The organism is Bacteroides sp. D2 (assembly GCF_025147085.1).
Taxonomy (GTDB): domain Bacteria; phylum Bacteroidota; class Bacteroidia; order Bacteroidales; family Bacteroidaceae; genus Bacteroides.
Map to the genome: position 1 here is coordinate 6315590 of NZ_CP102261.1, position 15324 is coordinate 6330913.

Below are 15324 nucleotides of genomic sequence, written 5' to 3' on the forward strand. Positions count from 1 at the left end.
TTAATTAAAATGTAAAATCAAGTCCAAACACGAAATTACGGTTCATCGGATACACCTTTCCGTTACCATTCTGATTTTGAGCCGAGGTAAGTCCCGGAGCAGCCGCGTTACTTCCGCCTGCCCACGCGTTCACCTGATTAAGGGTTTCCGGATCAAACTGATTCGGCAGTTTACTGATGGTAAACAGGTTATCGCATGTAAAGTATACTTTCAGGTTACTTAGTCCAATATTCTTCAACAATTGAGGCTTAAAAGTATAGGATACTGTCAAGTTTTTCATACGCATATATGCCGCATTCAGCATATAGCGGGTAGTATTATATCCCGTATTGGCATTCGTTGTCTGGGCATCGGTCGTCAGTCGAGGTAGATATCCATTGGGATTCTCGGGACTGAAATAATCGAGATGCTCCTTGAACCATTCTTTACCACCGAATAGGTAAGTACTGGCGGCCATCGGGAAATCTCTCTTGGCAACTCCTTGCAGCAAAGTGGATATTTCAAATCCCTTATATCCTACGTTCAGATTGATACCGAAACTGTATTTGGGAGTAGCATTACCGATAATTTTCAAATCACCATGGTCGGCCAATGTACCCTTACCCGGGTCCACTTTACCGTCACCGTCAGAATCAATGTATTTCAAGTCGCCTCGTTGCCACTTGTCGCCGGACTTAAAGAAACTAAGATCTACTTGTCTGAGGTATGCGTCCACTTCGCGATTGGACAGAAAAAGATCATTCGCTTCATATCCCCAAATCTCACCTATGTCCATTCCTTCATAATATCCTTTATTAGTTGCCAAACCGGTATGATTGTTGTATATCAACCCCTCCGGATTATTATATTTGGTGACAACAGCTTTGTAATTGAATACATTGAATCCTATGCCATAGCTAAAACCACATTTCAACTGGTCCTGCCAGTTTACAGACAATTCCCAACCACGATTACGTAAAGTAGCGTTATTGACCTTCGCACGGTCATCCGTACTAATACCTCCGAGATTCGGAATAGCTTCAGCAGGTCCAATCATGTCGCGCGTGGTACGCTGATAAATATCGGCAGTAATAGACAGTCGGTTATCCAACAACATCAAGTCGATACCTAAGTTGGCATTATCCACCTTCTCCCACGTAATATACGAACTGATCATCTTAGGCGTAGTGGCTAAAGTTCCTTTTTGAGGAGTAGCTTGCACACCGGGCAACAGCCAAGCATTGGGTGAATCGGAGGTCAAACTCTGAATCCCAAGGTAATCGTAGAGTCCCGCTCCGTTCTGATTACCCAAGCGACCGTAAGAAACACGTACTTTCAATTGAGAAACCGGCAGATTCAAAGCTTTGAAATAGTCGGTACGAGAAATGTCATAACCGGCTGAGAAAGAAGGGAACAATCCCCAGCGATTTCCCGGAGCAAAACGGGAAGAACCGTCATAACGTCCACTGAATTCCAGAAAATAAATCTCCTTGTAATTCCAATTCAGTTTAGCGTACATACCCATTGTAGCCCAATGCGTCCGGTCTTCACCTGCTAATACTTGCCCGTTAGCATTCACAAAAGAGAATATATCACTAGTCAGCAATCCGTCTTTATAAGTATAACCATTCGAATTTTCTTGCAGTTCCATCTGGAAACCCGCCATCGCCTTAAAGAAGTGGTCGCCCCAAGCATGTGTGTAGGATGACGATACGTTTGGAGACAGGTAGTAGTTGAAAGTATTACCGCGTGTATAAGAGCCCCAATTAGAGTTTTTCCAGTTCATGCCCGGATATTGATACCCCTGCTTGGTTCCCTTACTTATATCCAACGTTCCGTCAGGCTTTTCAGCAGTGGGATATCCGCGTTTGAAGTCATTGTTTTCCACATCGAAGCGTACTTTCATTTCACCTACAATATCCCAACCTTCCAGCGGAGTAATCGTAGTGGCAAACGACATCGCATCAGAAATTCTGTTCTGCACATAATGCGATTGTTTCAGATAACGGTATTCGGAATTGTCATTATATTCCGACTTTACAGGAAGATGGGTAGGAGAATTCGGAAAGCTGCTTCCGATAGTTCCATAAAAAATGGTCTGGTTAGCCATCGGACGCTTCAGTATATTCAGCGAAAGGTTATTATTGAAATTAAACTTCAACCATTTATTGGCTCGGATCTGAAACTTCGAGTTTACATTGTACTTACTCAAGTTATCGTCCACTTGATCCAGTAATCCTTCCTGGTAAATATATCCCAAACCTACGTAATAATTAAATTTATCAGAACCTCCCGTTACGCTCAGATTATGAGAATGACGGATGGAAGCTTTTTTAAAGTAGTAATCATACCAGTCGGTATTGGCATACACAGCATCTTTAGAACCTGCCCAACCGGTACCGTCCGCATTAGGTCCTATGCCCGGGAACTTTTCCGAATAAGGATTCTCCATAAAGCCCTGCATCTTTTCGATGAGCGCATCAGGAATCGAGTGTTTTACTCCATCGTTATCATCTCGTTCGTTCAGATAATTGGCAAATTCAATGGAATTCATCATTTGGGGCATATTAATAGGAGAACTGAATCCTACAGTACCACTGTATGATATACGTGTTTTTTCCTTTTTACCACTTTTGGTAGTGACGATAACCACACCATAGGCGGCACGTGCACCATAAACGGCAGCAGCAGAAGCATCTTTCAAAACACTGATGGTTTCAATGTCGGCAGGATTCACATTCTGCAAACTTTGCTCCACTCCGTCTACCAATACATAAGGTTCGCCTCCATTGATAGAACCGATACCACGAATATTGAATTTAATTTCGGCACCGGTCTCACCGCCTACCCCATTAGCAACCGCATCAGAAGAGAAGTTTAAACCGGCTACATTACCCTGAAGGGCACTCGTGAGGTCAGTAACCGGACGGTTGACAATAGCATCGGAACCTACAGTAGCCACCGCCGCCGTAATGGTGCTTCGTTTCTGTTTATCCATACCTACTACTACCACTTCATCCAAGACTTTTGTATCCTCTTTTAACGTAAATCGGTTGCCTTCTGCTTTTGTCACCTTTATTTCAAGGGGAGTAAAACCGACATAAGAAATAACCAATGTGTTACCTACTTTCCCTTTCACGGAAAAGTTACCGTCAATGTCAGTCAGCGTCCCATCTTTAGAACCTTTCACCATCACTGTGGCGCCGATAATGGTTTCACCTTTATCATCTACCACTTGTCCTTTTATCATTTGTTGCTGTGCCAACGCACTCAAAGGAAAGGATAGCAGGAGTATCAGAAACAGAATCAAAAATTTCTGTACTCGCATGAACTTCTTTTTTTCCATAATATTGTATTTGATTAATTTAGATTCTCTTTTATTCTGTCGGATTCGCATAGTATTCAAACTCTTCTTTTATGGCCTTCAACAAAGACTTATTATTGGTTACGTCAATATCCGTTGCCAAATCCCAACTCATAATACCTGCAAAGCCTTCTTCACACACATATCTCGCTTTCTTGCGAATCGTTTCTACACTGTTGAAAGTATATGTATTTCCTTTATATGTATATGTATCCTCAATCGTAGTAGCCAGACCGTCATTCACGAAATCATAATAGGCAGCAATCAGACTACCCGTAGAACCATAGAAAGGGACTCCCATCACTAGTTTATTCTTAGGAATTCCATATGTTATAGCCATTTCTCCATCTTTTACAAATTGCTCATAAGGAAAACGCATCACTGCAGGGCCATAACATTGATAAGAGATAAAATCCAGTGCATCAATAGCTTCCGGAGATATTTTAAAAGAAACCGGATGCAAAGACGCAGTGAAGTAAACATACTTTCCTAATGTAGAACGCATTTGGATAACTGTTGCACTATAATTATTAAATTCATTCGTATTTGTAGGCCATTCAAAATCAAAATCAACTCCATCAAAATCATATTGTTCGATAATCTTCTTCACCTCGGAAGCAAATCTTGTGCGAGCAGTGGCATCAGCCATCATCTTTTTCCATTCTCCACCGGCAATGCCCAAGCGCAATCTTCTATCTCCCTGTTGTCCCTGTAAAGCGGTACGTATATTATTCAAACGCCCCAGCCAGGAATGTGAATCCTTGCCAGGTTTCGTGGCATCATCGTATTTCCAGTAAGCAAGTATTTTGGAATTATTCCAATTGTCAAAGGTGATAGGATTTCTACCTGATGTACCTACTACCAGACTGCTTACAAAAGTTTCATCTAAATAACCTTTAAATTTATCTCCAATCAAAAAATCAGTACGTGTATTAGGTACTTCATTAGGGAGAGCACCTACAAAACTTATTGCAGTATTGTTTGTATCCACATAAAGTTTCGCCGTTCCCTGTTCATAAGTCAGCCCAATATAGTGCCAGCCTGTTGCCAGATCAGGAGTGGTAACGGTTGCAACCGAACTTCCAATAGACAGTTTCAAACTATTAGCTGTCGCACCCATTTGAAAAGCAATGATCGTGGAGTTTCCATCCATTTTCTTAAAGAGAAAAGCTCCGTCCACCCATTCACTTATATATATATAGGTACCAAAGGTGAATTTATTAAAGGCCCCATCAGCAGAGTGAAGTAATCCATCACCGCCATTCATAAAACTTGTTCCTTCAAATTTAACCACTCCATTACGACCTTGAAAAGTGCCTGTATGAGATACGTTTGTCATCGTCGCATCATTCAACGGCAATTCAAAAGCTACCTCACCATTTGCATAAGGACGCGCTGCCAAATAAATCAAATCTGTACAAGCACCCATACTGGCTGCCGAAATACGGTTTATTTCAAAAAAATCCCCCCGAATGTAAGAGCAATTAATGAATGATTTTACAGTAGGATCATCCGGTTCTTCCGGTTCACCAGGTTTTCCTGTGATTGCACCTTCAGGAGGAGTACCAGTTGGAACGTCTACCCATTTTGTGTCTTTACAAGCTGTCAACGTTCCAAAAAGGAAGAGACAAAGAAATAGGAATTTGTTTCTCATAAATTTAATAATTAAGATTAGCTTTATTTAATAATTGTGCTGTCCCTTTTGACAATCACGATCACAAATGTAGGCTATATTAAAGGCAAAGAATGTTCTATTTTAGCTACGATTCTTCCAAATTTGTCTAAAATCGTCCATTTCATCGATATATCTAAACATCATAGACATTGTTGGACATCTTACGAATCAAAAAAAGAAAGCGGAAGTATTCATTCCTGAATATTCCCGCCTCTTTTATATTTTATCCTAATATAACTACAACAATTTTCCTACGAAGATATATTATAGGTTTTCTATATCAGAAGATTGAAGACCCGTGTATTTGATAATTGTATCAATGGATATTCCGTCCTCCCTCATCTTTCGAGCAATTTCAATTTGCTTCTTTTGCTCTCCTTTCTCCATCCCTTTCTCCATTCCTTCCTTTATTCCTTCTCTTATCCCTTCCTTTAGCCCTTCTTTCATCCCTTCTTCAGCCGCTTTTCTCCGCATCTCTTCGTTTTTGCGCCGTTCATCCTCCTCTACGATTTGATTGACTCTATATCGATCTAATGCCTTATCATAAGCGATACGATTTTCTTCCGAAAGATCGGCAACTGCTGCCAATCTCGCCAGATGTTCAAACACTTGTTCTTTAATTGATTGATCACAACCATGAAAGCCAACAACAAGATTAGAACGACGTGAGTATAATGTTTCTTTCATCTATAAATTTTGGTAAGTTCACCTGATTTAGAGACTATTCCAGCTTTTTTTAGAAAAGATTGGGCATTCCTTTTATTAGCTGTAATTTTCTTCACTACCTCAACTCTAAGTTCTTCCCGAGTTTTTATTTTCTTTGTAGCAGTCATTATATACCTCCTTTCTTGTACAAAGATAACTATTTAAATCCATAAACATAAAAAACAATCCCAAACTTTACGGATTTATAGCCTTTTATAGTAAGCCGTCTCCCTTTCAATTCCTCCAAACAAACAAGAGAAATGTTCTATTTTTCAGATTAAGAAAGAAAACAAAACTATTGAAGATGGGAATCCGGAATTAAAAGCATCCATATTATCACATATATATGCATATTACTGCCACAATACAGCATATATTTTCAGATAATATGCGTTTTCTTTAAAGAAATAAATGATTTTCCTCGGTGAGCAATAAGCCATTCCTCGGTGAGGAACACATCCTTCCTCACCGAGAAAGCCTTCCATACTCACCGACCAAGTTATAAAAGCCCTTGGAAAAGCCCGTTTATAGGCTAGTTCATCATCACATGCGCACCAAAAAAGAATGATAAAACAAACTACATACGGGCAAACAACAAGCATATAGATAGCAATACAGAGGAATTATTTATTTTTAGACAGGAATTATCCAGGATAACAAACAATCCTACATTCTTTCATCCAAAATGCAGAGCGTTTTTTCCTTCACCACAAACAAGTGACTGATATATTAAAAACAGAAAGAATAGAATATACCCTTTTTCAGATCAGCACATTTCTAATCCCATCCTTTCAACAACCATACTCTTTCAGCGTCTGCATCAACTTCGCGCCATTGATCGGCTTCACCAGATAATCATCACAACCGGCTTTCAACGCAGCTACCCGGTCAGCATCAAAGGCATGAGCAGTCAGGGCGATAATTGGAATTTCAGCATTGAACTTCCGGATCTCCGAGGTTGCAGTACGTCCGTCCATAACAGGCATCTTCATATCCATCAGTACCAAATCCACCGGTTGGGTACGGACAATCTCAACTGCCTCCAGTCCATTCGGTGCGTGTAACAACTGGCATTTGTTTTTCAAGATAGAAGATACCAAAAAGAAGTTACTTTGTATATCTTCAACGACCAGTACTCTTTTAGGTACTTTTTTTGTTTCTTCGGAGTCAAGAATATTTTCTTTATTCGCATCCTTCTCATTGTTCCGACGTGAAGAAGTCGGTTCGCTGTTAACCGATTCGAACTGGCATGGCAAAACCGCCCAAAATAAAGACCCTTTATCAAATTCTGACTCAAAGCCTATCTCTCCTCTGCAAGCCTCAACAATGGCTTTACAAATGGACAATCCCAATCCGGTTCCCTGTGCAAATTCATCCAGTTTCTCAAAACGATGAAATACTTTATCTTTTTTATCCTCCGGTATGCCGATACCTGTATCGCGAACGTAAAGACGAATATTTTCGTCTATCTTCTCATACCCCATTTCAATAGTTCCTTTGGAGGTATATTTGATAGCATTAGTTACAAAGTTAGTGAGAATCTGCGCTAACCGGTTTTTATCCAAACGAACGGTACAAGTTTCATAAGGATTCACGGGAACTAACCGAACCTGCGGATTTACTACACGACGATGCATCGAAGCAGCTAATTCGTTGAAATAAACAGCCAAATCAAAATTTTCGTATTTCAGTTCTACCGAGCCGGCTTCTATTTTCGAAAGATCCAGTATGTCGTTAATCAGCTTCAAAAGCAACTCATTGTTGGCATTGATAATCTGAATAAATTCTTCTTTTTCTTCTTGATCTTCCGTCACCATCAATAAGTCGGAAAAACCAACGATAGCATTTAACGGTGTACGAATTTCATGGCTCATATTTGCCAGAAAGGCGGATTTCAACTTATCGGATTGTTCAGCGCGGCTCCTTGCCTTTTCAAGTTCACCAATCATGTGCTGCCGCTCGGTAACATCATCTACACGAATCACGACACCGTCAACATCTCCCTGTTCATTAAATATGGGAGTAGCAAAGACTTCTATGACATGCTTGTTATCCAGATTAAACAAGATAGACTCTACCTGACCGGATTTCCGGGCACGTTGCATCACACAATTCTCACAAGGAGTGGTGCGATTATGGGCTGTCAGATAGCAAGGTTCTCCTTTTTTGTAAGCCTCATAAGAAAGGCTTTTACTACAAAGCGAGATATTCTCCCATTGTACGATATAGTCGTTCGCAATATATGCCAATCCCGAATTAATATTGTTCAATACCAATTCATTCTGACGAATCAAATGGATCATTCTTTGTTCGCTCTCAAGAAGTTCTTTTTTCGAACGCACAACCTCTTCGTAAAGATTATCATATTTGTTTTGCCACAAAACACGTTCGGTGATATCTTGAGTTATCACCATATAATTGGTAATTTCAGACTTATCATTATGTACAAAAGAAACGGTAATCTCGAAGAATTTTATACCGGACAGATTAGTAGGAAAAAGACGGCACAAGTCATCAAAATCATATTTTGCCATGAAACGCACTGTTTCTCCTTTTCTGATCTGTTCCTTGATTTCATCAGAGAAACTGGTGTAGTTGAATAGATTATAGCCCAAAATATCCTTTTTGTCTTTTATCCCCATTGATCTCAACCGTGAATAATTGACATCTATCATGAGACCGTCCTTATCATACAATTCCAAGCCTACAGACAAGTCATTAAAGATATTATGCAATAAGTTATCAGCTATCCCATTTACCAAAGTCTGTTCCATGCAGCAAAATTTGTATAGTATTACAATATTGATTGTTTATCCAAGCAAAGTTACTTTAATATTTTGTTACATAGAAAGAAAGAGGCCTTTTAGCCTCTTTCAGTATCTTTATTTCGCATTTTGGTATAAGAAGCCTTCTGCTTTCGCTAATGTTTCCGGTTTGCCTATATCAATCAGATGCAACTTTTCTGTCAAGTAACCACCATAGTTTACTTGCCGGCAAGTGGCAAGATAGAAATCCATGATAGAGAATTTTCCATCCCATGAGGGAGAGGTCATCCATTGAAAAATGGCGGGCGAAAGTACATGGATGCCACTGAATGCATATTCTTGATAAAGGGAAGAATCATACTGAAAACCTTCCGGTTTCACTTGTTCCGTATCCTTGTTTATCCATCCGCAAAGTCTCTTATCTGTATCAAAAAGAAGATAGCGGGAGGTTTTACGTTGGCTGGCCAGTAAAGTGGCAACAGCACCGCTTCGTAAATGGTAGTCATATAATTCTTTCAGATTCACGTCTGAAAGAATATCGACATTGTGTATCAGGAAAGGCTCATCGGAGTTTTCAAAGAAAGAACGGGCTTTCTTAATTCCCCCACCGGTGTCGAGCAACAGATCGCGTTCATCGGAAATATGTATGATAAGCCCAAAATTCTCATTGGCTTCTAAGAAATCAAGTATTTGTTCGCCAAAATGATGGATATTAATCACTATTTCTGTGAATCCGGCAGCTTTCAGTTTTAAGATCACATGTTCCAACATCGGATGTCCGGCTATGGGAACCAAAGCCTTCGGCATGGTATCGGTGAGCGGCTTCAGCCGGCTACCCAAACCGGCTGCAAATATCATTGCTTTCATTCTTTCGGTTACTTTCTTCTTTAATATTTACTCTTCTTAGATTGTTGCCTCAAACGTATGTTCGATATTCTGTTCCCGATGCACCAGTTCGACTTTCACACCAAATTTCTGATTCAGGTGCTCTGCCAGATGCTGGGCAGAATAAACAGAACGATGCTGTCCGCCGGTGCAACCGAAGCAGACGGACAAATTGCTGAATCCGCGTTCCATATAACGTTGCACGGAGGCATCCACCAAAGCATAGACATGATCGAGGAAACGGAGTATTTCTCCATCTTCTTCCAAGAAAGTGATTACAGGTTCATCCAGTCCGGTGAAAGGTTTGTAACGCTCATACTTACCGGGATTATTCACGGCGCGACAGTCGAATACATAACCTCCTCCATTGCCGGTAGAGTCATCAGGAATTCCTTTCTTATAGGCAAAACTCATTACTTTGACGGTTAACTGCCGCTTTTTCAGATCGTCCGTAAATTGTTTCAGTCCGGTAAGCTCTCGCAAAACGTTACAGAGATACGGATATTCCGGATATTCTTCTTTCAACAATTCACGCAGGTTTTCGATGGCATAAGGAACACTTTGGATAAAATGCGGTTTCTTTTCAAAGTAACCACGGAAACCATAAGCTCCCAGCACTTGCAGCGTACGGAAAAGGACAAAGTGACGAAGCTGGCTATAAAAATAGGATTCGTCAATCGGTTGGTATTTGCGAAGAGCTTCCATATACTCTTGCAGCAGTTCTTTACGAAGACTATCGGGATATTTCGCTTTCGCTTGCCACAGGAAAGAGGCTATGTCATAATAGAACGGGCCTTTGCGTCCTCCTTGAAAGTCAATAAACCACGGTTCGCCGTCTTTTATCATCACATTACGGCTCTGAAAATCACGATACATAAAAGTAGCGGAAGAACTACGAAGCAAGACATCACTCATTTTCTGGAAATCATCTTCCAGTTTATCCTCCTGAAACTCCATACCGGTAGCTTTCAGGAAGCAATATTTAAAGTAATTCAAATCCCACAAAATGGAACGTTGATTGAACTCCGGTTGAGGATAACAACGGGAAAAATCAAATCCATCGGCCCCGGCAAACTGAATAGCAGGAAGCAGACGAATCGTTTTGCGGAGCAACTCTTTCTCCTCTTCTGAAAAGACACTGGTAGCACGTCCTTTCTCTATGGCATGAAACAATAGAGCATCTCCCAAATCTTCCTGCAAATAATAGGTTTTATCTTCCGAGACAATGCGAACTTCGGGAACAGGCAGACCGCACTTACGGAAGTGCCCCGCCATATAAAGAAATGCTTCATTCTCATCTATTGAAGCCCCGTAGACTCCAATCAACGGCTGAATACCCGTCAACCGAAAATAACGACGGTTGGAACCGGAAGACGGTAATTCTGTTATGTTTTCAGCGGGAACGCCCGTATATGACTGATAAAGTTTCTGTAGTTCTTCAGTAATCATAGTCGTATATTTTCGAGCAAAGATAGAGAATCTAGTTAAATAATACTATCTTCCCGCTGATAAAAACCGCCTACTTTACCTAATCTGCTGTGTACAGGCCTTTACTTCCAATAAGCCGGTTATTTAAAATAGTTGTTGGAATGGCTCCCTATGAATATAAGATGAAGAATTAGCAAATCTCATTGTATTCAAAGATTTTCAGTGCAGAGATTAAAGATTTTCAGTACAGAAATTTATAATAGTTTATGCAGTCGAGTAGTCATCTCTTTATAAGGTGACGATAGTCATTTTGTAAAGTGACAAATAGCACCCTATAAGATGACTATTATCCCATTACAAGGGGACAAACTATTCTTAAAAGGTCGGAAAGCTTTAAAGATACAAAATTAAATAGAGAAAAGCAAGTAAATACCACTCTCTTACTTGAAGGAATGCAAAATAAGTTTGCTTTTCAACCAATATTCATCCGAATGTATTATCTTTGTTTTAGTTTAACTGACCTAATCTCATGAGAAGAAAGACCTTTTTACTACTATGCATCGCATTTATCACACTGTTTATCGGCGTTTCCCCTCTTCAAGCCGGTCATTATTACTATAAGCAAATCTCACTAAAAGATGGCCTTCCTTCCACCGTGAGATGTATTTTAACGGACAAACAAGGTTTTGTATGGATTGGAACCCGCTCCGGACTGGGACGATATGACGGACATGAACTTAAAAAGTATGTCCATCAGTCAAACAACCCTCATTCCATTCCTCACAATTTAATCTACCAGCTGATAGAAGATGTACAAAACAATATATGGATTCTGACAGATAAGGGAGTGGCACGTTATCAGCGGCAAAGCGATGACTTTCTTATACCGACTGATGAAACAGGAAATAATATCATCGCCCATTCCGTCTGCCTGACTGATGATGGAGTGTTATTCGGTTCGAAAAATAAAATCTTTTTCTATAATTATCAGGATGCCACTTTCCGCCTCCTGCAAACGTTTGACCTAGAGCCCAATTATAATGTGACTCTGCTAAGTCTATGGGATAAACGAACATTACTTTGTTGTAGTCGCTGGCAAGGACTACTCCTGCTTGACCTGAATACCGGAAAATGCCGCCGTCCTCCTTTCGATTGCGGAAAGGAAATAATGAACGTACTCATAGACTCACAAAAAAGAATCTGGGTAGCCCCTTACAACGGAGGGCTGAACTGCCTGACACACGACGGTAAACTACTGGCTACATATACTACCCACAACTCTTCTCTAAGTAACAATGTTGTACTAAGTCTCGCCGAACGGGAAGGAGAAATCTGGATTGGAACAGACGGAGGAGGCATTAATATTCTCGACCCGGAAACCGGACATTTTTCTCTGCTGGAACATGTGCCCGGAAGTGACAACTATTCACTTCCCGCCAACTCTATCTTATGCCTATACAACGACTACAACAACAATATATGGGCAGGCAGCATCCGCAACGGACTAATCAGCATCCGGGAAGTTTCCATGAAAACATATACAGACGTACCACCCGGCAACGACCGGGGACTTAGCAACAATACCGTTCTAAGTCTTTTCCAGGAATCTCAAGATCAAATCTGGGTAGGCACGGACGGAGGAGGTATCAACAACTTTAATCCGCTCACAGAGAAATTTACTCATTATCCCTCAACCTGGGAAGACAAAGTTGCCTCTATCTGTCAGTTTACTCCCGGTAAATTATTAATTTCTATTTTCTCACAAGGAGTATTTATTTTCAATCCGGCAACTGGAGAAAAACAACCTTTCACCATTGTCGACGCTGAAACAACAGCACTCTTATGCAATCGAGGCAAGGCTGTAAATCTACTCCGGAACACTCATCACAGCATTCTGTTCCTTGGAGAACATATCTATATATATGATTTGAATACACGTACTTTCAGTACCGCTATAGAACAGGAAGAACAAGATATTATCGGTGCTCTCCTGCCAATCGGCAATTATAGGAACACCACTTATCTAAATGATACGAAGCACATATATGAACTGGACAACCATACAAACCGGCTGAAAGCCCTATACAGATGCTGGAAAGACACGACCATCAACTCCGTTTCAAGAGACGAAGAGGGAAACTTCTGGATTGGGAACAATTACGGATTGGTACACTACAATCCCGCCACCAAAATACAGACTCCGATCCCGACCTCTCTATTTAGTGAAATCACTTTGATCGTATGCGACCAGCAAGGAAAAGTATGGATAGGAGCTGACAGCATGCTTTTCGCTTGGCTTATCAAAGAAAAAAAGTTCGTTCTATTCGGCGAATCAGACGGCGTAATCCAGAACGAATATCTTTCCAAACCCCGCCTGTTAAGTATGCAGGGAGACGTCTATATGGGTGGAGTAAAAGGTTTACTGCACATTAACTGCAAAATACCATTAACAACTTCTGAACTTCCCCAACTCCAATTATCCGATGTCATCATCAATGGAGAATCCGTGAATAACGAATTAACCAATCGACCAACAGGGATCTCCGCTCCCTGGAACAGTAATATCACTATCCGGATCATGTCGAAAGAGAAGGACATTTTCCGACAGAAAGTGTACAGATACCAGATAGAAGGGCTGAATGACCAGCAAATCGAATCGTACAATCCCGAACTGGCTATACGTTCACTTCCTCCGGGAAGTTATAAGATTATGGCTTCATGTACAGCTAAAGATGGCAGTTGGATTCCCAGTCAGGAAGTACTGGAACTAACCATTCTCCCTCCCTGGTATCGGACATGGTGGTTTATTCTTAGCTGTACCGTTCTTACTGCTGCCGCTATTATTGAAACTTTCCGAAGAACTCTAAAGCGTAAGGAAGAAAAACTGAAATGGGCAATGAAGGAACATGAACAACAGGTATATGAAGAAAAAGTACGTTTCCTTATTAATATCAGTCATGAGCTGCGCACACCTTTAACGCTCATACACGCACCGCTTAGCCGGATACTGAAATCGCTTTCTGCCGAAGATACACAATATTTACCTATAAAAGCAATCTATCGCCAGTCACAGCGAATGAAAAACCTTATTAATATGGTACTCGATGTACGCAAAATGGAGGTTGGGGAAAGTAAATTGCAGATACAGCCGTATGCTCTCAATCAATGGATTGAACATGTATCCCAAGATTTCGTCAGCGAAGGTGAAGCTAAAAACGTCCGTATCCGCTATCAGCTTGACCCACAGGTCAATACTGTAAGTTTCGATAAAGATAAGTGTGAGATTATTCTAAGCAATCTGCTTATCAATGCCTTGAAACACAGTCCACAAGATGCAGAAATAACAATTACATCGGAGTTGCTTTCCGAGAAAAATAGCGTACGTATCTCCATCATTGACCGGGGAAACGGATTGAAACAAGTAAATACACAAAAACTCTTCACCCGTTTCTATCAAGGTACAGGAGAGCAAAGCGGCACAGGTATCGGATTATCTTATTCCAGGATTCTGGTAGAACTACACGGAGGCTCCATCGGTGCACGGGATAATCAGGAAGCTGGTGCAACATTCTTCTTTGAACTACCCTTGAGACAACAATCGGAAGAGATCGTCTGTCAGCCGAAGGCATATCTGAACGAATTGATGAACGATGATAGCAAAGAACAGTTACCGGAGGAAAATACGTTCGATACGAGTCCTTACAGTATTCTAGTGGTGGATGACAATCCGGATTTGACGGATTTTCTGAAAAAGTCACTGGGAGAATATTTCAAACGGGTAGTGATTGCTTCCGATGGTGTGGAAGCCCTTCAACTGACCAGAAATCATGCTCCGGATATTATCGTCAGTGACGTGATGATGCCGAGAATGAATGGATATGAACTTTGCAAAAATATAAAGGAAGATATTACGATCAGTCACATTCCTATCATTCTGCTGACAGCAAGAGATGATAAACAAAGTCAGTTGAGTGGCTACAAGAATGGGGCGGACGCTTATCTGACTAAGCCCTTTGAGATAGAAATGCTAATGGAAATCATTCGCAACCGATTGAAAAACCGCGAATCTATCAAGAAAAGATATTTGAATACAGGATTAGTCCCTGCGCCGGAAGAGAGCACTTTCAGCCAAGCAGATGAAACATTTCTGCTGAAACTGAATAAAATTATTCAGGAACATCTGGATAGCAGCAATCTGGACGTCACTTTTATCTGCAAGGAGATAGGTATGAGCCGGGCTTCCCTTTACAATAAGCTAAAAGCTCTGACCGATATGGGAGCCAATGATTACATTAATAAATTCCGGATGGAGAAAGCGATCACATTAATCACCAGTACGGACATGTCGTTCACGGAAATTGCCGAGAAGGTCGGCTTCACTACTTCACGCTATTTCAGTACGGCTTTCAAACAATATACAGGAGAAACGCCAACTCAATATAAGGAGAAGAGAAAACAGGAACGGAAAAAAGAGTAATGAGCAGCTACCCGAAAAAACAAATATTCTTTAGGCACGGAATTCT

General features: G+C 40.8%; 7 protein-coding genes. 1 reads left to right on the forward strand and 6 read right to left on the reverse strand.

What is annotated here, in order from left to right; translation table 11 throughout:
* Positions 1–4: 4 nt before the first annotated feature.
* From NQ505_RS23990 to NQ505_RS24015, 6 genes are all read right to left on the reverse strand, one after another.
* Positions 5–3325: a SusC/RagA family TonB-linked outer membrane protein gene (locus NQ505_RS23990; RefSeq protein ID WP_008999844.1), complete on the reverse strand. Its 3321-nt coding sequence runs from the start codon at positions 3323–3325 to the stop codon at positions 5–7.
* Between the two features lie 31 nt (positions 3326–3356).
* Entirely contained in the window at positions 3357–4997 is a 1641-nt protein-coding gene (locus NQ505_RS23995) for a glycosyl hydrolase family 18 protein (RefSeq protein WP_004304365.1), read from the reverse strand.
* A gap of 285 nt (positions 4998–5282) precedes the next feature.
* On the reverse strand, positions 5283–5705 hold the full coding sequence (locus tag NQ505_RS24000; RefSeq protein WP_008648815.1) for a hypothetical protein: 423 nt from the start codon (positions 5703–5705) through the stop codon (positions 5283–5285).
* An 809-nt stretch (positions 5706–6514) separates the two neighbouring features.
* Complete coding sequence (locus NQ505_RS24005) at positions 6515–8497, reverse strand: response regulator (RefSeq protein ID WP_004300820.1); 1983 nt, start codon at positions 8495–8497, stop codon at positions 6515–6517.
* A 108-nt stretch (positions 8498–8605) separates the two neighbouring features.
* Complete coding sequence (locus NQ505_RS24010) at positions 8606–9355, reverse strand: nucleotidyltransferase family protein (RefSeq protein ID WP_004300821.1); 750 nt, start codon at positions 9353–9355, stop codon at positions 8606–8608.
* Positions 9356–9391: 36 nt separating this feature from the next.
* A complete protein-coding gene (locus NQ505_RS24015; RefSeq protein WP_008999842.1) occupies positions 9392–10822 on the reverse strand; it encodes a phosphotransferase in 1431 nt (476 codons plus the stop codon).
* 508 nt (positions 10823–11330) lie between these two features.
* On the opposite strand from NQ505_RS24015, the gene NQ505_RS24020 reads away from it, so the two are divergent.
* A complete protein-coding gene (locus NQ505_RS24020; RefSeq protein WP_008999841.1) occupies positions 11331–15278 on the forward strand; it encodes a two-component regulator propeller domain-containing protein in 3948 nt (1315 codons plus the stop codon).
* Positions 15279–15324: the final 46 nt, after the last annotated feature.